This is a genomic window from Allobosea sp. 47.2.35, assembly GCF_024655635.1.
In the GTDB taxonomy this organism is placed as follows: domain Bacteria; phylum Pseudomonadota; class Alphaproteobacteria; order Rhizobiales; family Beijerinckiaceae; genus Allobosea.
In genome coordinates, this window is the sequence record NZ_JANLGI010000005.1 from 137,380 (window position 1) to 161,112 (window position 23,733).

Here is a 23,733-nt window from a genome sequence, read left to right on the forward strand (position 1 = left end):
GCGTCAGCCCCGGACCGCCGCGTCGATCGCGCCGGCGATCCGCTCGACGATCTGGTCGATCTCTTCAGGCGCGATGATATAGGGCGGCGCCAGCAGCACATGGTCGCCCTGACGCCCGTCGATGGTGCCGCCCATCGGGTAGCAGAGCAGGCCGCGCGCCATCGCTTCCTTCTTGATCCGGGCATGGATCTTCAGGGCCGGATCGAAGGGCGCCTTGGTCTCCTTGTCGGCGACGATCTCGATGCCGCGGAACAGGCCGCGCCCGCGGATATCGCCGACATGGGGATGCTGGCCGAGCCGGGCGTCGAGCCCGGCCTGCAGGCGCTCGCCCATCAGCCGGACATTCGCCAGGATCTCCGGCTGCGAGATCAGCTCGACCACCTTGAGCGCCGCCGCTGCCGCCATCGGATGGCAGATATAGGTATGGCCGTGCTGGAACAGGCCGGAGCCTTCGGCGAAGGCACGATAGATCTTGTCCGAGAGCAGCACGGCGCCGATCGGCTGGTAGCCGCCGCCGAGGCCCTTGGCGATGGTGACGAGATCGGGCGAGATGCCCTCTTGCTCGCAGGCGAACACCGTGCCGGTGCGGCCCATGCCGCACATCACCTCGTCGAGGATCAGCAGCACGCCGTATTTGTCGCAGATGCTGCGGATGCGGGCGAAGTAATCCGCGACCGGGCCGACCGCGCCGAGCGTCGCGCCGACGACCGGCTCGGCGATAACGGCGATGACCTCGTCCGCGCCAAGCTCCAGGATCTTGGCTTCCAGCTCGTCGGCAAGCCGGGCGGCGTAGGCTTCCGGCGTCTCGCCGGCCTTCTGGTCGCGATAGGCGTAGCAGGGCGAGACATGGTGCGTCTCGGGCAGGATCGGCTGGAACTGCGCCCGCCGCCAGGCGTTGCCGCCAGCGGCAAGAGCGCCCAGCGTGTTGCCGTGATAGCTCTGCCGGCGCGCGATGAAATGCCGGCGCTGCGGCTGGCCGATCTCGACGAAATACTGCCGCGCCATCTTCATCGCGGCCTCGACGGCTTCCGAACCGCCGGAGACGAGATAAACGTAGTCGAGCCCCTCCGGCGCCAGATCGACCAGCCGGTCGGCCAGCTCCTCGGCGACATCGGTCGTGAAGAAGGAGGTGTGCGCGTAGGCGATGCGATCCATCTGCGCCTGCATCGCGGCCATGACCTCGGGATGGCCGTGGCCGAGGCAGGAGACGGCGGCGCCGCCCGAACCATCGATATAGCTGCGCCCGTCCGCGTCAGTGATGAAGACGCCCTGCCCCGCGACGGCTTGCGGCAGGCTGCCGCCGATCGAGCGATGGAGAATCCTGGTCATCTCGACATTCCCGGATTGGCGCGGACAGAGCGCCGCGGCGCGCAGCCTCATGACACGCTTCATTAATGAATGCAACATTTGTTTTATATGATACAAAAACGAAACGATTGACTTCTAAACTGTTGCGTCGGAACAATACGTTGCAAGCTGAGGGAAAAGCGGAAAAACCGTTTGAAATCCGTCCGCCGCGCGGGAATGGTCGCGATCGGACAGAGAAGGGCGCGATTCAAATGTTGCAGGCCGATCCCTTGCGCGAGCGCATCGTCAGCCTCTTCGACGGCATGTCCCCGCAATTGCGGCAGGCGGCGCGCTACATCATCGAGCATCCGCAGGAGGTGGCGCTGGTCTCGATGCGGGAGCTCGCCCGCAATGCCGGCGTGCAGCCCTCGACCATGACCCGCCTTGCCAAGTTCCTGGGATTGGCCGGCTATGACGACATCCGCGCCCATCATGCCGAGGCGATCCGCTTCCGCGTCGACGGCTTCGCCGCACGCGCCATGCAGACTGAGGAGAACGAACAAGACATGGCGGCGGCACAATTGTCGCGCCGCATGCTGCAGGGCCTCGCCGCCCAGATCGCGCGCCTGACGGAGCCGGCCTCGCTCGAACGCCTAGCCGCCGCCGCCGACCGGCTGGCACAGGCCCGCCGCATCTTCGTGCTCGGGCTGCGCTCATGCCATTCGGTGGCCTGGCATTTCCATTACGTGATGACACTGCTCGGCGAAAAGACGACCCATCTCGACGGCCCGGCCGACACGGTCGGCGACGGGCTGATCCGGGCGGGCGCGGAGGATGTCCTGCTCGCCATCTCGATCAACCCTTACGCCCTGCACAGCCTGGAGCTGGCGCAGCTCGCCCGCGAGAAGGGGCTCGGCATCGTCGCGATCACCGATAGCGAGGTCTCGCCGCTGGTCGGGCTCGCCGACCTCACCATCCTCTGCTCGACCGAGAGCCAGAGCTTCTTCCACACCCTTGCGCCGGCGCTCGCCATTTCCGAGGTGCTTTGCGGGCTATTGGCCAACAAGGATCGCACGGCGGCACTCGCCGCGCTGCAGCGCGCCGACCGCCACCTGCTCTCGCTGAACACCTATGCGACGGCGATCCCGCGCCGCCGCATCTGAGGACCGTCAGGCCACCCGCTTCAGCGCACCGCGCAGCGTCTCGACCATCTCGCCGATCTGGTCCTCCTCGACGATCAGTGGCGGCGACAGCGCGATGATGTCGCCGGTGACGCGGATCAGCAGCCCCTTCTCGAAGCAGTCGACGAAGACCTCATAGGCGCGGGCACCGGCAGCGCCGTCGCGCGAGGACAGCTCGATGCCGGCGACGAGGCCGAGATTGCGGATGTCGATGACATGCGGGGCATCTCGCAGCGAATGCATCGCGCTCTCCCAGGCCGGCGCCAGCTTCGCCGCCCGCGTCAGCAACCCCTCGTCCGCATAGATGTCGAGCGTGGCGAGGCCCGCCGCGCAGGCAACCGGATGGCCGGAATAGGTATAGCCGTGGAACAGCTCGATCATGCCCTCCGGCCCGGTCATCAGGCCGTCATGCACCTTGCGGCTGGCGAAGACCGCGCCCATCGGCACCGCGCCGTTGGTCAGGCCCTTGGCCGTAGTCATGAGGTCCGGCATCACCCCGAAATAATCGGCGGCGAAAGGCGTACCGAGACGTCCGAAGCCGGTGATGACTTCGTCGAAGATCAGCAGGATGCCGTGCTTCGTCGCGATCTCGCGCAGGCGCTGCAGATAGCCCTTCGGCGGCAGCAGCACACCGGTGGAGCCGGCCATCGGCTCGACGATGACGGCCGCGATCGTCTCCGCGCCATGCAGCGCGACCAGCCACTCGAGATCGTCGGCAAGCTCGGCGCCATGCTCGGGCAGGCCGCGGGTGAAGGCATTGCGGGCGGGATCATGGGTGTGGCGCAGATGGTCGGTGCCCGGCAGCTGCGGGAAGACACGGCGGTTGTTGACGAGCCCGCCGACCGAGATGCCGCCGAAGCCGACGCCGTGATAGCCGCGCTCGCGCCCGATCAGGCGGGTCCGCGTGCCCTGGCCGATGGCGCGCTGATAGGCGACCGCGATCTTGAGCGCGGTATCGACCGATTCCGAGCCCGAGCCGGTGAAGAACACCCGGTCGAGCTTGTTCGCGCCCTCGCCCGGCGCCATGGCGGCGAGCCGTTCGGCGAAATCGAACACGATGGGGTGGCCCATCTGGAAGGCCGGCGCGAAATCGAGCTCGGCGATCTGGCGCGAGACGGCCTCGCTGATCTGCCGGCGGCCATGGCCGGCATTGCAGCACCACAGGCCCGCGGTGCCGTCCATGACCTTGCGACCATCCTCGGTGGCGTAATGCATGCCGCTGGCGCTGGCGAGCAGGCGCGGCGCCTGCTTGAACTGCCGGTTCGCGGTGAACGGCATCCAGAAGGCATCGAGCGAACGGGCGTTCTGCAGCGCGGACGGCTTGGTGTTGACGGTCATGACGGCCTCCCTTTTGTGGCCCGTCAGTGCTCATGTTTTCGTCAACGCAACAAGTCTATTTCAGTGACGAGCTAATGCCTTGAAAAATCTAGATCGATCTACGTATCGTTGAATATCGAGAACAGCAGGAACAGGTTGGCGATGAACATCGATGTCGGAGCCCGCCTCAGATATGTCCGGATGCAGCGCGGCCTGTCGCAGCGCGCGCTCGCCAAGCAGGCCGGCGTGACCAATTCCTCGATCTCGCTGATCGAGGCGAACGAGGTGAACCCCTCGGTCGGCGTGCTCAAGCGCATCCTCGACGGCATCCCGATCAGCCTGTCGGAGTTCTTCGCCTTCGAGCCGGAGAAGCCGCGACAGGTGTTCTACCAGGCGGAAGAGCTGGTCGAGATCGGCAAGGGCGGCATCTCCTTCCGCCAGGTCGGCGAGAACCTGTTCGGCCGGGCACTCCAGATCATCAAGGAGCGCTACGAGCCCGGCGCCGATACCGGCCGCGTGCTGCTGACCCATGAAGGCGAGGAAGGGGGCGTCGTGCTCGCCGGCCGGATCGAGCTCACCGTCGGCGAAGAGCGCCGCATCCTCGGCCCCGGCGACGCCTATTATTTCGAGAGCACCCGCCCGCACCGTTTCCGCTGCGTCGGCCCGGTCCCCTGCGAAATCGTCAGCGCCTGCACCCCGCCGACCTTCTAGGCGCTATCAGCGCCATCACAGAGAGATGCCCTCTTGTCATTCCGGGGCTTCGCGCAGCGAAGAACCCGGAACCCACGACTGGGTGAGCCCCTCTCACCCGACACTGAATGCCTCACCCAGTCGTGGGTTCCGGGTTCGCGCCTATGGCGCGCCCCGGAATGACAAGGGGTGGCGTCCCTGCCTCTTCATTCGATTCCTGCATGATAATAATTGGATGATTTAATTTGAAAATCGGAAAGATGGCCTCATCATAACACCCGAATAATATAACAATTCCGGGAAATAAAAATCGACGCCTTTTGACGATGCCTATGACGTCGGCAGTCGAACTTGCCTGCGCATGGCCTCGAAAACGCGATCGAAATGCAGATCGACCTCCCGGCAACATCAGGGGTGAAACATGAATAGGCGCAATTTCCTCAAGCTCTCCGCTCAATCGGCCATCTTTACACAGCTTGCACCATTCTTCACCGCGCCGGCCCATGCCGCCGGGAAGAAGGAACTCCGCTATATTCCCGAAGCGGACCTGAACATCCTCGATCCGGTGTGGAGCACCTCGACCATCGTCCAGGTCTATGGGCACCTCGTCTTCGACACGCTCTACGGCTTCGACAAGGACTATAACGTCCATCCGCAGATGGCCGAGGGCCACACGGTCTCGGACGACAAGCTGCAATGGACGATCAAGCTGCGCGACGGACTGCAGTTCCATGACGGCCAGCCGGTCCTCGCCAAGGATTGCGTCGCCAGCATCAACCGCTGGGGCAAGCGCGACTTCATGGGCGCAGCCCTGCTCGGCGTGGTCGACACGATGACGGCGGTCGACGACCGCACGCTCCAGTTCAAGCTCAAGAAGCCCTTCCCGCTGCTGCCGATGACGCTCGCCACCAGCGGCTCGAACATGCCGGCGATCATGCCGGAGCGCATCGCCATGACCTCGCCGACCGAGCAGATTCGCGAGAGCATCGGCTCCGGCCCCTATCGCTTCGCCAAAGAGCAGTGGGTTTCCGGCTCGAAAGCCGTCTTCGAAAAATTCGCCGGCTACAAGCCGCGCAACGATGCTTTCGCACCGACCTATACGGCCGGGCCGAAGATCGCCCATTTCGAGAAAATCGTCTGGAACATCATCCCCGACGCCTCGACTGCCGCAGCCGCCCTCCAGGCCGGCGAGATCGACATGATCGAGATGGTCGGCGCCGATTTCCTGCCGGTGCTCAAGGCCGATCCCAATATCCGCCTGCTGCCGCGCACGACGCCCAATTTCGCGGTGATGCGCTTCAACCACCTGCAGCCGCCCTTCAACAATCCAACGATCCGGCGGGCTCTGCTCAAGGCCTTCGACCAGCGGGCGATCATGTCCGGCACCTTCGGCGAGGAGAACAAGGAATTCTGGCAGTCGGGCGTCGGCTTCTTCAGCCCGGATTCGCCGATGACGACCACAATCGGCCTGGAGGCCTTCACCAGCCCGCGCGACGTCAAGAAGGCGGCCGAGGAGATCAAGGCCGCCGGCTACAATGGCGAGCGCGTCGTGGTGCTCGATCCCGTCGACTATCCCTGGACGCATCCCTGCACGCTGCTCGCCGCCGACACGCTGAAGAAGGTCGGTCTCAATGTCGACATCCAGGCCATGGACTGGGGCACCCTGATGCAGCGCCGCCTCAGCAAGGAGCCCGCCGACAAGGGCGGCTGGAACGTCTTCCTCACCGCGCTCTCCGGCATGAGCAACTTCAACCCGGTCGGCCATATCGGCCTGCGCGGCAACGGCAACGATGCCTGGGTCGGCTGGCCGACGGCGCCGCGCCTCGAGGAGTTGCGCCAGCAATGGCTCGATGCGCCCGACGTCGCGACCCAGAAGAAGATCTGCGAGGAGATCCAGAAGCAGGCGCTGATCGACGTGCCCTATATCCCGCTTGGCGGCTTCGCCACCGTCAGCGGCTACCGGAACAACCTGACCGACATCCAGCTGCAACGGCCGCTCTTCTTCACGATGACGGCCAAGGGTTGAGACAGGCCCCATGCTCTCCCATATCGCGCGCCGGCTGCTCGCAGCGCTGCCGGTCATGGCCTTCGTCGCGCTGTTCGTCTTCGGCCTGCTCTATCTCGCGCCGGGTGATCCCGCCGCGATCATGGCCGGGGACCAGGCGACGGCGGCCGACATCGCCCGCATCCGCATCGCCCTGAAGCTCGACGACCCGTTCCCGATCCGCTTCGGGAACTGGGTCTGGAGCCTGCTCCACGGCGATCTCGGCCTCTCGCTCTTCACCAACCAGCCGGTCGCCGCGATGATCGTGCAGCGCCTGGAGCCGACCTATCTGCTGATGCTGATGACGCTCGTCGTCTCGGTGACGCTGGCGCTGCCGATCGGCGTGATCGCCGCCTGGAAGCACAACACGGCGAGCGACCGTGCGGTCATGGTCTTCGCCGTGCTGAGCTTCTCGGTGCCCTCCTTCGTCGTCGGCTATCTGCTCGCCTTCGTCTTCGGCCTGCAGCTGCGCTGGCTGCCGGTGCAGGGCTATGTGCCGATGTCCAACGGCCTCTGGCCGGCGGTCCGCAGCCTGATCCTGCCGGCGGTCGCGCTCGGCAGCGTCTATATCGGCCTGCTCGCCCGCATCACCCGCGCCACCATGCTGGAGGTGCTGGCCCAGGACTATGTCCGCACCGCCCGCGCCAAAGGCGCCGAGGAGCGCAAGATCCTGTTCAAGCACGCGCTGAAGAACTGCTCGGTGCCGATCATCACCACCATCGGCAGCGGCGTCGCCCTGCTGATCGGCGGCGCCATCGTCACCGAGACGGTCTTCGCCATTCCAGGCCTCGGACGCCTCACCGTCGATGCCATCCTGCGCCGCGACTACCCCGTCATCCAGGGCGTCATCCTGCTGTTCAGCTTCATGTACGTGCTCGTGAACCTGCTGGTCGACATGCTCTACACCGTCTTCGATCCGAGGATCCGCTATTGACCGCCATCACCTCCGACGTCGCGCCGCGCGGCGGCCGGCAGAGCCGGCTCGGGCAGCTCGCCCGCAATCCGAGCATCGCCTGCGGCGCCGCCGTGCTCGTCCTCCTCATCCTGGTCGCGCTGCTCGCGCCCTGGCTCGGCACGCGTGACCCGACGGCGATCTCGGCCTTCGACCGCGCCAAAGTGCCATCGGCCGCGTTCTGGTTCGGCACCGACATGCTCGGCCGCGATCTCTATTCCCGCGTGCTCTACGGCACGCGCGTCTCGCTCATCGTCGGCTTCTCGGTGGCGATCGGCGCGACCATCCTCGGCGTGCTGATCGGCGTCTTCGCCGGCTTCCTGCCGCGCTTCGACGCCTTCGTCATGCGGGTCATGGACGGACTCATGGCGATCCCCTCGATCCTGCTCGCCATCGCGCTGATCGCGCTCAACCGCGCCTCGATCTGGAACGTCATCCTCGCCGTCACCATCGCCGAGACGCCCCGCGTCGTGCGTCTGATCCGCGGCGTCGTGCTCTTCCTACGCGAGGAACCTTATGTAGAGGCCGCCCGCTCCTGCGGCGCCAGCGTGCCCTGGATTGTCTTCCGCCACATCCTGCCCAACACCTTCGCGCCGATCGCCGTGCAGGCGACCTATATCTGCGCGGTGGCGATCCTGGCGGAAGCGGCGCTCTCCTTCATCGGCGCCGGCGTGCCGCCGTCGACGCCGTCCTGGGGCAATATCATGGCCGAAGGCCGGGCGCTCTGGCAGATCAAGCCCTACATCATCTTCTTCCCCGCGCTGTTCCTCTCCATCACCGTCCTCGCCATCAACATGCTCGGCGACGGCCTGCGCGACGCCCTCGATCCGCGCCTGCGCAAGCGGGTGTGATCCTCGAATGCCTCCACGGGGAGCCAAGCTCGGTACGCCCCACTCACCGTGGATAACTCGCCCCGCCGCGCGACGCCGGCGGGGCGCCTTTTATGCCGGCGGCTGCGGCAAGCTGGTTCTATGATCCCAGCCGGCCAAAGCCGTCATCGACGTTGAGAAGCCGGCACAGGCCGGTCTGGAAGAAGGAGACGCCTCGTGACCGATACCCTCTTGATCCGGAATGTCCGCCCGGCCGGCGGCGCGGCGACGGACGTGCTGGTCCGTGACGGGCGCATCGCGGCGATCGGCGCCAGCGCCGCCGGGGCGGACTTAACCTTCGATGCCGGCGGCCGCCTGATGATCCCCGGCCTCGTCGAGGCACATACCCATCTGGACAAGAGCTTCTGGGGCATGGGCTGGCACCGGCACACCGCCGGCCCCGCCCTGATCGACAAGATCGAGACCGAGCGCCGCAACCGCCGCGAATTCGGCATCGATGCCGACCGCCAGTCCGGCCGGCTCGTCGCCCAGATGGTCAAGCTCGGCACGACCCATATCCGCAGCCATGTCGATGTCGACACCGAGGTCGGCCTCGCCGGCATCGAGGGCGTCATGGCCATGCGCGAGCGCCTCAAGGACGTGATCGATGTCGAGATCGTCGCCTTCGCGCAGTCGGGCATGCTGATCCGGCCCGGCACGCTCGAACTGCTCGACCAGGCGATGGCGATGGGCGCCGATGTCGTGGGCGGCCTCGATCCCTGCACGCTCGACCGCGACCCCAAGGGCCATCTCGACGCGATCTTCGGCCTTGCCGAGAAATACGGCCGCCCGCTCGACATCCACCTGCACGAGCGCGGCGAGGTCGGCGCCTTCTCGATGGAGCTGATCATCGAGCGCACCCGCGCGCTCGGCATGCAGGGCAAGGTCGCGATCAGCCACGCCTTCTGCCTGGGCATGCCCGATGCCGACTATGTCCGCCGCCTGATGGAGGACCTGGCCAAGGAGCGCATCACGCTGGTGACCACGGCACCCGCCGCCTCGCCCGCCCCCTCGGTCATGGCCTGCCTCAAGGCGGGTGTCGTCATCGCCGGCGGCTCCGACGGCGTGCGCGACAGCTGGAACCCCTATGGCATGGGCGACATGCTGGAGCGGGCGACACTGGTCGGCCTGCGCAACAATTTCCGCCGCGACGAGGAGATGGAGCTGGCGCTCGATGTCTGCACCTATCAGGGCGCCAAGACGATGGGCATCGAGAACTACGGCCTCGATGTCGGCTGCAACGCCGATTTCGTCATCCTGCCCGGCGAGACCATCTGCGAGGCCATCGTCGAGCGCCCTGCCGACCGCACCGTAGTCAAGCGCGGCAGGATCGTCGCGCGCCACGGCGAACTGACCCAGCCCATCGCCTGACGGGCCGATCCCGTATCATCAGCGGCGTCGCGAGGCTTCTGGCTTCGCGGCGCCGTTTTCGTTTGTCGCCCGATAGACGACCGACAGCATGAAAAAGGGCCGCCGGTCTCCCGACGGCCCTGCCCTCCCATTGCCTTGATCGACAAAGCTTCAGGCCGCCGCCGCGAAGGCCTCGTCGGAGACGATCTGCGTGCCGGCCTCGCCGCGCAGCGCCGCGACTGCATCCTCGATGCGCGCGATGATGCAGCGCCTGCCGCCGCCTTCGATGAACTGGACGGCTGCGTCGATCTTCGGCCCCATGCTGCCGGGCGGGAAATGACCTTCGGCATGCAGGCGCTTGATCTCGGACAGGCTGACGCGATCGAGGAAGCGCTGCTCCGGCTTGCCGAAATGCACCGCGACGCGCGGCACGGCGGTCAGGATGATCATGTCCGGGATGTCGAGCAGGTTCGCCATCTTGGCCGTGGTGCGATCCTTGTCGATGACGGCCTCGACGCCGCGGCTCTGGCCGTTCGGCTGGCGCACCACCGGCACGCCGCCGCCGCCGCCCGCGATCACGACCGCGCCCTTCTCGGCCAGCGCCTGCACGAGGTCGAAATCGACGATGTGCTGCGGCAGCGGCGAGGGCACGACATGGCGGTAGCCGCGGCCGGAATCCTCCTTCATCAGCCAGCCCATCTCGGCGCTCAGCGCCTTCGCCTCCTCCTCGGTGTAGAAGTAGCCGATCGGCTTCGACGGGTTCTGGAAGGCCGGGTCGTTCGGATCGACTTCGACCTGAGTGAGGACGCAGGTGACCTCGCGCGGATTGCCCTTGGCGCGCAGCGCGTTCTCAAGTGCCTGCGTCAGGAGATAGGCGATGCCGCCCTGGCTATGGGCGACGCAGATGTCGAGCGGCATCGGCGCGACGCGATGGCGGGCGATGGCATGGCGCAGCAGCATCTTGCCGACAACCGGGCCGTTGCCATGGGTGATGATGAGCTGCGAGCCAAGCTCCATCAACGGCAGCAGGGCAGCGCCCGTCTCGGCGGCGAGCTGCTCCTGCTCCTCGGCCGTGCCGCGAATGCCCTCGGGATGAATGGCGTTGCCGCCGATGGCGATGATCAGGCGATCCGGAACGGCGTCGATCGAAGTCATGAATCCTCCTCCCACGCGCCGGCCGGCAGGTCGCGACGCATGTTGAAATTGTTCGTTGATGCGGAACGCGGGTCGCTCCGAGGCGGCCCGCGGCAGTCTTCAGCCCGCGACGCCCTCCTGGCGCGCGAAGGCCAGCAAAGCCTTCTCGAAAGCCTCCATCGGCGGATAGGTGATGCCCGCGCCAATCATGCCGATGCCGGCTTCCTTATGGGCGATGGCGGTGTTGATGACGGGCATGATCCCGGTCTGCAGCACCTTGCGCATGTCGATGCCGGTCGGCACGCCCTTGAAGTTGAGCAGGGGCACCGTGACGTTGGGGTTCTCGGCCGTGGTGATCTCGGCCATGCGGACGGAGAAGCCGATGGCTTCGTCGACCGTGCCGCCGACGAGCGGCACGATGGCCGGCGCCGCCGCCATGGCGAAGCCACCGATGCCATAGGTCTCGGTGATCGCGCTGTCGCCGATATCGAGGCCTGAATCCTCCGGCTTGTAGCCGGCGAACATCGGGCCGATGACCTTCTGCGCCGGGCCGGTGAACCAGGTGAAGCCCGGCACGCCGCTGATGCGGATGCCGAACTCGACGCCGTTGCGGCACATCGTCGTCAGGATGGTCGAGTGCGGCACGTCATGGGCGGCGTCGAGCGCGCATTTGCACATCGCCATCCAGGTCGGCCCGGAGAAATAGTCGCTGCTGGCGACGAAATCGAAGACTTCCCGCTTCTGGGCCGTGGTGAACGACGTCTCCAGGATGAAGGGCGCGAGCTTCTGGATCAGGATGGTGGTGCCGGCGACGTTGCGGTTATGACACTCGTCACCCATGTGCAGCGCCTGCGAGAGCAGCAGGCGCAGGTCGATCTCACCGGCGATCTGCATGGCTTCGCGCAGGATCGGCCCGAGCACGTCGCTCATCCAGTTCAGCCGAGCGATGACGGTCTCGTCATTGGCGCCCATACGCAGAATCTTGGAGAGCTGCTCGCTGAGATTGGTGTAGGCGACGTTGCCATAGGTCTTGTTCTTGACGATGTGCATGAACATCGAGGCCGAGGTCACGCCCGCCATCGAGCCCACGCAGTTATGCTCGTGGCAGGGCGAGAAGGTGATCTCGCCGGAGGCCGCGAGTGCAGCCGCCTCCTCCAAGTTCTTGGCGAGCCCTTCGAAGACCAGCGCGCCGGTGACGGCGCCCTTCATCGGGCCGGACATCCGCTCCCAGGTGATGGGCGGGCCGGCATGGAGGATCGTCGTCTTGGTCATGCCGGGCACGACCTCCAGCGCCGGGCCGAAGCCGACCAGCACGGGCTGCGACTTCAGGATGCGCTCGACCGCTTCCTGGTTCGCGGTCTCGATGCGCGCCGCGATCTCAGGGCGCGCCAGCGCTTCGAGCGCGTCGATCAGCTCGGGCTTGCCGCCCGCCGGCGGGCGCCAGTCGAGATGGACGGCGCTGCCGCCCTGCTTCTCGATATCGTCCTTGAACATTTCGAGGCCGACATTGATGACGCTGACCTTGCTGAACAGGTCGTTGATGCTGGACATGATCAGATCTCCTTGGAGACGAAACCGCGCGCCAGCAGGCCGGCATTGGTGCAGCTGCTGGCGATGGTGACGCCCACTTCCGAAAGCTTGGCCGTCTGCTCGGCGAGCGACTGGCTGTCGAGATCCGTGCCGAGGACATAGCCGAGGATCTCGAGATGGCGGCCGTCAGTCGCCGCGATCTGCTTGGCCTCGACGAGGGCGGGGATCATCACGCCGGCCGGGTCCTCATGGGCGCCGTAGCCGAGGATGAAATCGAGCACGATGACACCGACCGAGGGGTCGCGTGCCTCCTGCACCAATCGCGCGAGGCGCTGGGAGGGGTCGATCATCGGATGCGGCCGGCCGCGGGTGAAATCGTCGTCGCCGAAATCGATGAAGGTGTGCTCGATGCTGGTGGAGACGTCCTTCAGCTTGCGCGCCGGGTCCTTGGCGATGTTGCTGTAGACGTTGTCGTAGCTCTCCTTGGCGATCAGCATCATCTCCTCGCAGAGCGTGCCGCCGCAGAGCAGCGCGCGGATATAGCGCTGCTCGGGCTTCAGCTTGGCGCGGGTCTCGGCGATCAAGGGCAGGTTGAGTGCGCGCTTGTTGATCTCCTCCTCCTTCCGGCCAGCCCGGATGACGGCCTTCAGCGCAGCCTCCTTGGTGGTCTTGCCGAATTGCAGGCCGGCCTTGGTGACGGCCTCCTCGGAGCCACCGAGCAGGCAGGCGACGACCGGCTTACCGCAGGAAGCGGCCGCCGCCAGCACCTTGTCCTGCACCGACTTCGCGGGGGGCTTGGAGACCAGCACGATCACCTCGGTCGCCGGATCGCGGGCGAGCGCATTGATGCCGTCGATCATCATGATGCCGCCGACCTTCTCGTTGAGATCGCGCCCGCCGGTGCCGATGATCTGGGTGATGCCGCCGCCGAAATCATGAATGCGGGCCGCGACCTCCTGGCTGCCGGTGCCGGAGGCGCCGACGATGCCGATATTGCCGGCGCGCACCGCATTGGCGAAGCACAGGCCGACGCCGCCGATATATGCAGTGCCGCAATCCGGCCCCATCATCAGCAGGCCCTTGTCATGGGCGAGCGTCTTGAGGGCGACCTCGTCCTCGATCGAGACGTTGTCGCTGAACATCATGACATGCAGGCCGCTCTCCAGCGCGCGGCGCGCCTCGCGGCTGGCGAACTCGCCGGCCACCGCGATGATCGCGAGATTGGCGCCGGGCACATGCGCGACAGCGGACTCGATCGTCGCGTAGTTCATCTTGCGGCCGCTCTCGTTGCCGCCCTTCTGCTTGAACAATTCGTCGATCTCGACCAGCGCCTGTTCGGCGATCTCGTCCGACGCCGAGCGCACCACGATCATCAGGTCACCACTCTGGGCCTCCGCCGCTTCCGGCGTCAGCATGCCGACATTCTGGAGCACCTCCTTGTTCATGGCGGTGCCCATGCCGATCATCGCCTGGTCGACGCCGGCAACGGCGTTGGCCCGCCCGGTCACCGACATCAGCGAGACCGAGTCGAAATAGGTGTTCCGCTTAATGGCGGTCTTGATGGCCATGATCCCATTCTCCGTTGTCGATGAGCGACGCCAGTCCACGGATGACGCCGAAAGCGATCTCGGTCCCGGATGAGGAGCCGATCGCGAGAACCTGTGCGAGAGCCTGCGAAGGCGGCTCCGCCGTCGTGCTGCCGAGCGCGATGATGAGGCGCGCGACCCGCTCCCTGACTTCGCCGCGCGCCGCCTTGGCGATGGCCGCGTAGGCGATCGGGTTGGTCGCGCTCTTGGCGAGCCTGATCACGCCATGCGCGAAGGCGTCGCTGCCGAGATCGGCCTGCCGCCGGCAGAGCGCGCGGGCCGCGAGCAGCCCGGTGAGGAAGTCGTCGCCCGATGGCGTGAGCCCCGGCCCAAGGCCGAGGAGCCGGCGGGCATGGGTCAGCGCCGCATCCGTGTCGCCCCGTCCCAGAGCGAGCGCGAGCCCGTCCGCGCCTTCATGCAGCATCCGTGTCGTCAGTCGCGCGACCTCGGTATCGGCCATGCCCTCGATGAAGCCGCCGGGGGTGCCGTTGCACCGGATCGTCGCCTCGGCTTCCGCCAGTCGCCGACGCAGCAAACCCGTCGCGCAATGCGTCTCCGGCACGGGCGTGCGCCAGACGACCGCTCCCGCGACATTCACCATCGCCTTGCCGGCGATCGCGAGGCTGCCGCCCCCGGCCCTGACGCTGTCGCCCTGGCAGATGCCGATGGCGAGGAAATCCTCGGTCACCACGACCAGCGAGTTCGGCCCGTCATCGAGATCGCCGGTGACGAGCGTATGCAATTCGCCATTGCTAAGGCAGGCGATGTTGACCGCCCGATGGAAGGCGCTGTGAACCACGCCCGCGAAGGCCGCGCCGTTCACGCGTGCAAGGAAGGCGCCGTCGCCGGACCTTGCCTGCATGGTGACATGCGCGCGCATCGGGGCGGGCCCGGCCGGCATTCAGCTGGCGCGGGCGGCCGGAGGCCGGCCTGCCGTCGTGAGCTCGGCCTGCGCCTCGGCCTCGCGGCCGAGCAGCCGAAGCGACTGCGCCTTGTGCTGGCGGTAAAGCGGATTGCCGGGATCGGACGCGATCGCGATCTCGATCGCGCTGATCGCCTCCTCGTGCCGGCCGAGCGAGCGCAGGCTGTTGCCCTTGTGGAAGGCGAAGTCGTAGCGGCCGGGAGCGCGCGCCAGCAATTCGTCCATCACCGAAACGGCAGCCTCATGGCGGCCGAGTTCACGCAGATAGTTCGACTTGTGGTAGCGCAGGAACAGGGCGTCCGGCTGTTTCGCGATGCCCGCATCGAAGGCTGCCAGCGCCGCTTCCGGCTGCTTCATCACCCGCCAGGCATAGGCGATGTAGAAATGGAACTCGATCGCTTCGGGGGTCGCCGCGAGCACCGCCTCGAAGGTGCGGATCGCCTCCTCGTTGCGCCCGAGCTCGTAGAGGTAATAGCCTTTGTAATAGCCGAGATCGGCGTCGCCCGGATGCAGCGCCAGCGCTGCCTCGATGATGGCGAGCGCCTCCTCGTAGCGCTCCGCCTTCTCGGCCTGCTTCGCCTGCCGGATCGACGCTGCGCCCGGCCCGGCCGCAGCGCTCTCGCCGCGGAAAATCTTGAGAACGCGCTCCTGACCGAGCACTTGCGCATGTTCCAGCGAGGACTTGCCGTCGCGGTCCCTGAGATGCTGATCCGCGCCCGCCTCGACCAAAGCCTCGATCACGTCGCCATAGAGCCTGCCGCCATCGCCGAGGATCACGGCTTCGAGCAGGGCCGACCAGCCGAGATCATTGGCACGGTCCACCGGGATGCCGGCTGCAAGGCAAACCCGCACCGTGCGCAAAAAGCCCTTCTCGCTCGACGGCAGCAGCGGCGTGCCGCCGAAGCGGTTGACGCTGTTCGGGTCGGCGCCCGAGGCGATGGCGAGCTTCAGGATCTCGTTGAAGCCGTTCGCGCCCGCGCAGAGATAGGGCGAGAGCATGGTGATGTCGCGGGCATTGACGTCGCCGCCCGCTGCGATCAGCCGCCGCGCCAGCGGCAGGTTGTTCTTCTGGGTCGCCGCCATCAGCGCCGTGCGGCCGGCCTCGTCCTTGGCATCCACCTTGGCGCCCTCGGCGAGGAGGCGCTCGACGGCGGCCATGTCGCCCTTGTCGGCGGCGGCAATCAGGGGCGGGTTGGCGGACGGGGCGTTCATCGGGTCTTCCTGTCGGTCGGTGGTGCGGCGCTCGGACGGGCGCCGCGAAAGGCATGGCAGGCGGCAGCGAGGCGAGCCCATCCGCAGGCGGCGGGCTCGCCTCGCCGGCTCATGCCTTGCTGGCCTGGGTAGCCGGCTTCATCTCGCCGGTGGCGATCGTGCGATCCGCCTCGCGCAGGTTGAGGTAGTGCTTGAGCACGAAGACGCCGGCAATCATGCAGTATGCATAGACCAGCGGCATGGCGTGCGGCTGGGCGAAGCCGACCGTCGGCGCATGGATCACGCCGAACAGCGTCAGGAAGCCGCCGACCAGCGCCGCGACCGCGCCGCGCATCGGCTTGTCGGTGATTGCGAAGATCGTGATGCAGCCCCAGGTCATGCTGCTCAGCGGCGCGCCATTTCCGAGATTGGACAGGCCCTGATAGTACACGCCCTTCTTGGCGAGCGCCTCGACGCCCACGGTCTTGGCGGCGGTGCCGGCGGCCGACAGCGTGTTGTTGGCCAGCGTCAGTGCCCAGTTGGCGATCCACGGGAACATGGTGACGAAAATCACCGGCACTTCATCGCGCGGCGACTCGCGCACCACCTGATTGGCCGTGACGATGCCGATATAGACGAGGATCGGAACCACCGCGACCATCGGGATCAGCGCCAGCAGGAAGGCACCGAGGCCGAACAGCGAGACCAGGAACATGGTCAGGCCGGTGAAGAAGGTGTAGCCGGTGCCGGCGCCGATCGATTTCCAGCCGGCATGGCCGATATAGACGGTGACCGGGAACGGGTTGCCGAAGAAGGCGCCGAGCGTCGAGGACAGGCCGTTGGCCATCATCACCTGGCGCGTCGGGTAGGGATCGCCGGCGGCATGCGCGCTCTCGATATTCTCGAGGTCGAACACGTAGTTGGCGAGACCGAGCGGGACGGCCGAAGCGAGATAGGGCAGCGCATGCGGCAGGCCCTGCATGAAGCTCGAAATATGCAGCGTCGGCGGGTTGAAGCCGAAGGTCGAAAGCGAGTTCTTGATCTCGGCCGGGCTCTGCAGACCGAAGATCCAGGCCAGCGCGGTGCCGGCGGCGAGCAGCAGGAAGCCGGTCGGAACCTTCGGGAAGAGCGGCTTCTTGCCGAACCAGTTCAGGAAGATCAGAGCCAGAACCACGAAGGCGACCGTCGGCGTCTCGAAGGACTGCAGCATCGGGTTCATCGCCAGCAGCAGCAAGCCGAGGCCGGCGAGGCAGGACAAGAGCACCGTGCGCGGGATCGTCTTGCGGATGGTCTCGCCAAGGAAGGAGCCGCCGACCAGGATCATCGCCTCGACGAAACACCAGACCAGCGCGATCTGCAGAGCGAACTCGGCATCCTTGGTCTGGAGATAGACCGGCAGGATGACGAGGAAGGTCACCGTGAAGATCGAGGGCGCGCTCGGGCCCGAGGGCAGCGCGGTCACGTCGGCGCGGCCGGTTTCCTTGACGAGCTTGTAGGCGAAATAGGTGTACCAGAGGCTCGCGGCGAAGACGGCGAGACCGAAGGCCGGCGCGATCCGGCCATAGACCATCTCCTTGGGGAAACCGACGACGAAGAGCAGCAGACCGATCATCGTCAGCAGATTGGTCAGGTTGTTGGCCAGCAGGCCGAAATACCCGCCCCAGTCGCCCTTTCGCCAGATAAATGATCTGTCCATCGATGCCCCCATCCTCTCGGGTGCGCTCCAGCCGCGCGATCCCCGCCGTCGAACGATCTTCTTTTGAGGGGAGCCTAGTGAGCCGGCGGCAGGCGAACCATTGCCAAGCCACCTAAATTGACCAGCCTTGTTTTATCCAGAGCAGATAAATATCGAACCGTTCTAACCGGCTTTTGCTTGCGAATACCCGCCATCCACGCATAGATCGGCGCGGCGGAGTGGTCACTGGCGCGGCAGGAACGGCAGGCGCGGGCCACCCTGGGAGCCCGGACCATGGCCCATCAGCTCAAGATCTCCGAACTGCTGCAATTCGCGCCTTTCAGGCAGGCCCGCCTGATCTGCGGGGAAGAGGGCCTGTCCAACCCCGTCCGGGGCGTCAACGTCATCGAGGCGCCTGACGTGACCGACTGGGTGCAACCCGGCGACGTGCTCCTCACCAATTTCTATTCGCTCGACCGCCTGCGTCCGCTCGACGCCTTCATCGAGAAGGTCGCGGCCCGCAAGCTCAGCGCCTTGATCGTCAAGACCGGCCTCTTCGTGCAGGAGGTCCCGGAGGAGATCGTCGAGGCCGCGCGCAGGCACCGCCTGCCCGTCATCGAGATCCCGCGCAACGTGCTCTACCGCACCATCGTCCTGTGCATCTCCGAGCACCTCCTCAGCGAGCGGCTCGGCGTGCTCGAACGCTTCAAGGAGATCAGCGACCATTTCCTCAGCGCCTCGCTGGCGAACCAGGGCGCCTTCCGCATCCTGAAATCGCTGGAGACCTTCATCGGCAACCCGGTCGGGCTCTATGACGAGAAGCTGCAATGCCTCGCCGGCACGACCGGCAGCTCCATCAGCCTGATCCCGCCGGAAGGCCATCAGGAAGGCGCCCCGTATTATATCCAGACCATCGCTGCGCCGGAGGCCGATGACCGTGCCTGCAACCGCTATGTCTTCTCGGTCCGCGTCGGCGACGAGGTCAGGCTGTATCTCACGGTCCTCGAGCTGAACGGCGAGCTGGAGGATGTCCAGTCGATCGCGATCGAGAGCGCGATCAACGCACTCGCGCTCGACTTCCTGCGACAGCAGGCGGTGATCGAGGTCGAGAAGCAGTTCCGCTTCGACCTGATCGGCGACCTGCTCGGCGGCAGCGCCCTGCCCTCCAGCGAACTGTATCGTCGTGCCGGGTTGATCCAGTGGGACCTGAAGCGCCGGCATGTCGTCGTCGTGCTCGGCCTCAAGACCACTCAGAAGCAACCTGTCTCCGGTTCGGGCGACGGCAAGAAGCTGGAGCGGCTCGCGCAGCTTCTCACCGACCTCATCGACAACGCCCATGCCCAGGTCCGGGGCTGCCATGTCGTTCTGTTCTGGCCGGCAGGCGAGGGCCGCGAATGGCGCACGCAGCTCGAACGCCGCTTCGCCGAACTGAACGCGCTCTGGTCACGCGGCGAGGAGCGCGCCGTTCTGCATGCCGGGATCGGCGAAGTCGCCGCAGATATCGAAACCCTGCCCCGGAGCTACCGCCAGGCGCTCGACGCGCTGAACATCGGCATCCGGGCGCGGTTCGCGAAGCAGCTCGTCGCCTTCCACGAGCTCGGCATCTACCGCATGCTCTGCCGGCTCGCGCCGCAGCAAGAGCTCCGGGAGATGGTCCCGCCATCGCTGCAGCGGCTAGTCTCGGTCAGGACACGAGCCCGCGCCGACCTCGTCGAGACGCTTGAGGCCTACATCGCCTGCAACGGCAACGCGCTCGAAACCTCACGGCGCCTCGACGTCCACCCGAAGACGGTGCTCTACCGGCTCGACAAAATCAGGTCGGAAGCCGGCATCGATCTCGACGATGCAGACGAGATGCTGATGGTTCAGATCGGCCTCAAGATCCTGAAAATGGAGGATGCGGTGGAGACCGCCTGAAGCTATCTGCCCGTCATGCGCGAGAGAGCCGGGACCGAGCCGCGAAGGTCGGTTGACGTAGCGACAGCATCCCGGAGATCATCGCGCCACGAACGCCACCAGCCCCATAGGGACGCCGATGCGCCGTTTTCCAGGATATCGAACGATCACCCTCTCCGCTCTCGCCCTCTTCCTGAGCGGGTCTCTGGCACTAGCCGCCGAGCCCGTCCGCCTGATCACGGCCGAGGAGGCCCGCCTGCCCTCCGCCGATCCGGGCACGGCGCAGGAGCGCAACCTGACCCGTGGCCCCGGCATCGACGCAGTCGCGCCGCCGCCGATCGGAGTCAGCGGCACCTTCCGGCTGGCCGTCCGGTTCAAGCCGCGCAACAGCGTCGCGATCGATCCCGAGAGCGTGCGCGTCACCTATCGGCGCCAGCCCGAGATCGACCTGACGCCGCGCCTCAAACCTTTCGTCACGACGGCAGGCATCGAGGCGCCGGCGGTGATCGTGCCACCCGGCAAACATGTCATCGTCATCGAGGCGACCGACAAGGAAGGCCGCATCGGGCGCAGCCAGATGACGTTGACGGTCGCGGAAGCCAAATAAGCTAGCGCGCAGCCTTCTTCGGCAGCAGCGCCACAGATGGCGCTGCGCCATAGGCCGCCGGCACCTGCCGCCCTTCGGTCTTTTCGGAGACACGGGCCGCCGTCTCCTGCACGACCGCGTCCAGTGTCTTGCCGGGTGACGACAGCGTCTCCAGCAGGGCGCGCACGAAGGGGCTGTCGAGGCCGTCGCCGTCGGAGGCTGTCTTGCCTGGCTGGGTGGAGTGCAGCACGACATTGTTGGGCGCCGGCTGCGGGGCGGCTGCCAATCCGCCATGGATGCGCGCCGGCAGGGCCGCGAGCTGCCGTCCGGCCGAGCCACGCGACGCCGCCACGGCCTGCGCCTCCGCGAAGGGATCGTCGCGGCAGGCATCGACGATGACGAGCGCGCCGCGCCGCGCCTTGGCCGCGGCAGCCGCCAAGGCGCGCAGTGCGAGCGCGTCACTTTGCAGGGCCTTGTCGCTGTCGAGCGTCGCATCAGTCGGCACGAGATAATTGACCCCGCCGGTCTCGACCCCATGCCCGGCATAGAAGACCAGAACGACATCGGCCTGGGCAGCCTGCTCGGCGATCAGGGCCGGAATCCGGCGCAGATCGGCCTTCCCAACATTCTCCGCGATCTCGATCGCATCAAAGCCCATATCGGCGAGCGCGTTCGCCATGACGGCCGCATCGCGCCGTGCATTGGGCAGGCTCGACAACTCGGCATAATCGCTGGAGCCGATAACGAAGGCGATGCGCTTCAGCCCGTCGGGCGAGGGCTTGGCCGGCACGACGCCGGAATCGAATCCGCTGCGGAACGGCCCCGTGCCGCGGAAGGCCGGCTGCGAGAGTTGCTTCAGGCGCCAGGATGCAAGGATCCGTTCCAGCAGTTTCGGCGTCGCGCGCGTCGCCGCCAAAATGCGCTTGTAGATCGCCTCCGCCTTCGCCCGCTCGCCCTTGACCTCGGCGACGCGCGCCAGGCCGAGCGCCGCCGACCAGTTCTTCGGCGCCAGCTTTTCGGCCTCGCGATAGAGTTTCTCCGCCGTCTCGGTATCCTTGAGCTTGTCGAGCGCCAGTGCCCCCGCCTGCACGAAGAGATCGGCGCTCGCGAGAGCCGCATCGGCCTTGGGCAAGTCGCCGGTTTCGCGCGAGGCCGCGACGATATCCTCATAGGCCGCACGCAGGTCGCCCGCGCGCAGTTCGAGTTCAGATTTGCGCATCAGGGCCAGACGCCGAAACGGCGGCCCCAGCGCCGCCGCGCCCTCCAGATCGATGCGCGCCCGCTGGAGATAGCCGAGCCTTCGCAGCAAATCGCCGCGCGCCGACAGGGCCGTCCCGGCTTTCGGATCGAGCTCCAGCGCCCGGTCGAGATCGATCATGGCGGCATTCACATCGCCATCCCGCTCGTGCTCCAGCGCACGCTGCACGAAGGGCGTTGCATCCTTGGGCGCAGCCTGCATGGCTTCCGCGACATCGGCCCGCGCCTCGGCGCTGCGCCCGATCGTCTGGTTGATCGTGGCTCGCAGCGCCAGCGCGTCGCCCTTCATCGGCCCGTCCAGTCCGATCGCCGCCTCGATATCGACGAGTGCCGGCCGGACCTGCGCCAGGGTCGGCGGCGCATAAGCCACGGAGCCGTCAGTCTTCGCTGCGGCCGCAGCCCCTCTCTGCACCACTTGCAGGAAGCGCATCAGCCCACGATAGAACGAAGCCTTCTGCTGGTCTGCCGTGGAGGCATTACCGGAAAGGACGCGGCTGCAGGCCGCTTCGGCGGCCGACAGCTGCGCGGGCTGCAGCATTGCCGTCTTCACGCGCTCGTCGGCACAGGCCGCCAGGTCGGCCAGGGCCTGCGGCCTTGCCGCTTCAGGCACGATCATCAGAGCCAGCGACAGACCTGCGGACAAGAATCGAAGACGAGGCAACAGGGACCTCCGAATTGACGCTGAGGCAGAACGCTAACAATCTCTGTAGTCACTGGCCAGAGGACACGCCTCCTCCAAGCTGATGACATGGCGGCCAAGCCGCGGGATTTGTCGGAGCAGCTTGCGCTGCGTCAACAACGCTAAAAGCAGCACGACCTATCGTGGGCTCCCGAGAAGGAGACACGGGCGTGGTCTATGCTCTGATCATCAACAGCCTGCTGCGACTATCCGCCTTCCTGCGCTGGACACGAACCGGCTGAGGCGAAGACAGCTCGGCCGGTCACATCTCCGACCGACGATCCCTGGCGAAAATCTCGATCGACTCGAAGCCGCCACGCGCACTTGCAGCGCGTCACTCGCCCTGTTAAACGTTTTTCTGTAAAACGTTTAACAGGGCGAGCTATGGACAAGGCCCGCGTCACGATCCGCGAGGTCGCCGCCCGCGCGGGCGTATCGATCGCGACCGTCTCGAACGTGTTCAGCGGCAACAAGCCGGTGAATGCCGAACTGCGCGAGCGCGTGCTGAAGGCGGCGGACGAACTCGCCTATCAGGTCGATCGCGCGGCATCGCAACTTCGCTCGGGTCAGGCCCGCGTCGTCGGGGTGCTCGTGCCCGATCTCGACGACGTCTTCTTCACCTCGCTCGTCTCGCAACTGGAAGTGCTCGCCCAGAAGGACGGCTACGACATCCTCGTCGCCAGCTGCCGCGACGATCTCGAGCTGGAACAGTCGCGATTGCGCACCCTGCTCGCCTGGCGCCCATCGGGGCTGATCGCGGTGCCCTGCTCCGACACCGTTCCCGAAGCGCTGCGCGGCGAGATCGGCCGCCTGCCCATCGTCTTCGCCGATCGCGTGCCACCCCAAGGCTCGGTTGTCGATACCGTCGCGATCGACAACCGCGAGGCCGGCGAGATCGCCGCCCGGCAACTGCTCACGAGAGGCCATCGCGACATCCTCCTCGCCGCTTCCAGCCTTGCCATCTCGCCGATCCGCGAGCGCGTCCGCGGTGCCAGCGAATTGATCCGGACCGTGCTCGACCGCGAGCCGACCGTGATCGAACTCGGCTCCAACGCGGATCGCGGCGCGGCGACCTTCCTGCACTGGCTCGAACGGCACCAGCCGCCCAGCGCCGTCATCGCACTGACCAATGTCACGACGCTCGGCACGCTCTCGGCGCTTGCCCGGATGCGGATCGACATCCCCGATCCCGTCTCGTTCGTCGGCTTCGACGATTATCCCTGGATGAGCGCCCGCAAGACCGGCCTCACCGCGATCCGCCAGCCCATCGCCGAGATTGCCGAGACCGCCTGGGCGCGCCTGCGCGCCCGCATGGCCGGCGACCGGACGCCACCCACCCATTCCGTACTGCAGACAAGCTTGCAGGTCCGCGATTCCGTACGCGATCTCGCCATAGCATCCCCAAACAGCCGCGACCCCGGCCCTCACCCGAACCCGGAAAGGCCGGCTGCTTCGCCCAAGGCGGTGCACTGACGAAGACAACCTGCGGGCGCTTAGGCGCCCGAGCCACCGGGCCGGCAGAGCCCGGAGCAAAGAAACTCCGGAGGACAATGTGCAGCTTCGACAAACCGCACGCTCCTCATGCCG

General features: G+C 66.5%; 18 protein-coding genes. 9 read left to right on the top strand and 9 right to left on the bottom strand.

Translation table 11 applies throughout. The features are described 5' to 3' along the window. Positions 1-3: 3 nt before the first annotated feature. A complete protein-coding gene (locus tag NUV79_RS08915) occupies positions 4-1,329 on the bottom strand; it encodes an aspartate aminotransferase family protein (RefSeq protein ID WP_257732720.1) in 1,326 nt (441 codons plus the stop codon). 230 nt (positions 1,330-1,559) lie between these two features. Between NUV79_RS08915 and NUV79_RS08920 the strand changes: the two genes are divergently transcribed. Continuing rightward, positions 1,560-2,450, top strand: coding sequence for a MurR/RpiR family transcriptional regulator (locus NUV79_RS08920; protein ID WP_257732721.1), 891 nt, complete (start codon positions 1,560-1,562; stop codon positions 2,448-2,450). A 6-nt stretch (positions 2,451-2,456) separates the two neighbouring features. On the opposite strand, the gene aptA is transcribed toward NUV79_RS08920, so the two are convergent. Next, on the bottom strand, positions 2,457-3,806 hold the full coding sequence (gene aptA, locus NUV79_RS08925; RefSeq protein WP_257732722.1) for an omega-aminotransferase AptA: 1,350 nt from the start codon (positions 3,804-3,806) through the stop codon (positions 2,457-2,459). Positions 3,807-3,947: 141 nt separating this feature from the next. Between aptA and NUV79_RS08930 the strand changes: the two genes are divergently transcribed. The 5 genes from NUV79_RS08930 to NUV79_RS08950 all read left to right on the top strand — a co-directional run bounded on the left by NUV79_RS08930 (position 3,948) and on the right by NUV79_RS08950 (position 9,711). Continuing rightward, positions 3,948-4,496 carry a cupin domain-containing protein gene (locus tag NUV79_RS08930; RefSeq protein WP_257732723.1) on the top strand — a complete coding sequence of 183 codons (549 nt, stop codon included), beginning with the start codon at positions 3,948-3,950 and terminating at the stop codon, positions 4,494-4,496. A gap of 400 nt (positions 4,497-4,896) precedes the next feature. Further along, positions 4,897-6,501: an ABC transporter substrate-binding protein gene (locus NUV79_RS08935; RefSeq protein ID WP_257732724.1), complete on the top strand. Its 1,605-nt coding sequence runs from the start codon at positions 4,897-4,899 to the stop codon at positions 6,499-6,501. A gap of 10 nt (positions 6,502-6,511) precedes the next feature. Beyond that, on the top strand, positions 6,512-7,453 hold the full coding sequence (locus NUV79_RS08940; RefSeq protein ID WP_257732725.1) for an ABC transporter permease: 942 nt from the start codon (positions 6,512-6,514) through the stop codon (positions 7,451-7,453). Further along, complete coding sequence (locus NUV79_RS08945; protein WP_257732726.1) at positions 7,450-8,322, top strand: ABC transporter permease; 873 nt, start codon at positions 7,450-7,452, stop codon at positions 8,320-8,322. The genes NUV79_RS08940 and NUV79_RS08945 overlap by 4 nt, the downstream gene beginning before the upstream one ends. Positions 8,323-8,517: 195 nt before the next feature. Next, entirely contained in the window at positions 8,518-9,711 is a 1,194-nt protein-coding gene (locus NUV79_RS08950; protein WP_257732727.1) for an amidohydrolase family protein, read from the top strand. A gap of 150 nt (positions 9,712-9,861) precedes the next feature. On the opposite strand, the gene arcC is transcribed toward NUV79_RS08950, so the two are convergent. The 6 genes from arcC to NUV79_RS08980 form a co-directional block, all read right to left on the bottom strand. Beyond that, positions 9,862-10,845, bottom strand: a complete 984-nt coding sequence (arcC, locus tag NUV79_RS08955; RefSeq protein ID WP_257732728.1) for a carbamate kinase — start codon at positions 10,843-10,845, stop codon at positions 9,862-9,864. A gap of 99 nt (positions 10,846-10,944) precedes the next feature. After that, positions 10,945-12,375, bottom strand: coding sequence for a YlbE family protein (locus tag NUV79_RS08960; protein WP_257732729.1), 1,431 nt, complete (start codon positions 12,373-12,375; stop codon positions 10,945-10,947). 2 nt (positions 12,376-12,377) lie between these two features. Further along, complete coding sequence (gene fdrA, locus NUV79_RS08965; protein ID WP_257732730.1) at positions 12,378-13,922, bottom strand: acyl-CoA synthetase FdrA; 1,545 nt, start codon at positions 13,920-13,922, stop codon at positions 12,378-12,380. Further along, positions 13,900-14,802 carry a DUF2877 domain-containing protein gene (locus tag NUV79_RS08970; RefSeq protein WP_257732731.1) on the bottom strand — a complete coding sequence of 301 codons (903 nt, stop codon included), beginning with the start codon at positions 14,800-14,802 and terminating at the stop codon, positions 13,900-13,902. Before NUV79_RS08970 ends, fdrA begins: the two co-directional genes overlap by 23 nt. Positions 14,803-14,841: 39 nt before the next feature. Further along, positions 14,842-16,074, bottom strand: coding sequence for a tetratricopeptide repeat protein (locus NUV79_RS08975; protein ID WP_257732732.1), 1,233 nt, complete (start codon positions 16,072-16,074; stop codon positions 14,842-14,844). Positions 16,075-16,183: 109 nt separating this feature from the next. Next, complete coding sequence (locus NUV79_RS08980; protein WP_257732733.1) at positions 16,184-17,749, bottom strand: SulP family inorganic anion transporter; 1,566 nt, start codon at positions 17,747-17,749, stop codon at positions 16,184-16,186. A 273-nt stretch (positions 17,750-18,022) separates the two neighbouring features. Here NUV79_RS08980 and NUV79_RS08985 point away from each other — a divergent pair, with 273 nt between their 5' ends. Beyond that, positions 18,023-19,645 (top strand): PucR family transcriptional regulator, encoded by a 1,623-nt coding sequence (locus NUV79_RS08985; protein ID WP_257732734.1) that lies wholly within the window; start codon positions 18,023-18,025, stop codon positions 19,643-19,645. A gap of 118 nt (positions 19,646-19,763) precedes the next feature. Further along, complete coding sequence (locus NUV79_RS08990) at positions 19,764-20,231, top strand: hypothetical protein (protein ID WP_257732735.1); 468 nt, start codon at positions 19,764-19,766, stop codon at positions 20,229-20,231. A gap of 1 nt (position 20,232) precedes the next feature. On the opposite strand, the gene NUV79_RS08995 is transcribed toward NUV79_RS08990, so the two are convergent. Then, positions 20,233-22,083, bottom strand: coding sequence for a caspase family protein (locus tag NUV79_RS08995; RefSeq protein WP_257732736.1), 1,851 nt, complete (start codon positions 22,081-22,083; stop codon positions 20,233-20,235). Between the two features lie 447 nt (positions 22,084-22,530). Between NUV79_RS08995 and NUV79_RS09000 the strand changes: the two genes are divergently transcribed. Then, the gene (locus NUV79_RS09000) at positions 22,531-23,619 is read left to right on the top strand and encodes a LacI family DNA-binding transcriptional regulator (protein WP_257732737.1); all 1,089 of its coding nucleotides are present in this window, start codon (positions 22,531-22,533) and stop codon (positions 23,617-23,619) included. The last annotated feature ends 114 nt before the right edge of the window (positions 23,620-23,733 follow it).